We start from the raw sequence: 249 nt of genomic DNA on the forward strand, positions 1-249 counted from the left end.
GTGAAGACATGGCGACATGGGCAGGGTTTTCCTGACCGTCAATGACACCTTGATCGAGCGCGGAATACACCTCGCCAAACGCCAGCGGCGTGGCATTGGCCCCTAGCGCATTGAACATCGCTACCCGCTGGCGGCTGTTGGGAGTACGAATACGCAGGCCGTCGAGATCCTCGGGGGTGACGATGGGCCGCTGCTTGTTGGTGATGACTCGGAAGCCGTTATCCCACATCGCCAGCAAACGCATGCCCG

At 60.6% G+C, this 249-nt stretch carries 1 protein-coding gene; it reads right to left on the reverse strand.

Translation table 11 applies throughout. The features are described from left to right. Positions 1-249: TRAP transporter substrate-binding protein DctP (dctP, locus tag Q5762_RS39210; protein ID WP_315897096.1), on the reverse strand; the 249-nt coding region annotated here is incomplete at both ends.

It is taken from the genome of Streptomyces sp. P9(2023) (genome assembly GCF_032436795.1).
In the GTDB taxonomy this organism is placed as follows: Bacteria; Actinomycetota; Actinomycetes; order Streptomycetales; family Streptomycetaceae; genus Streptomyces.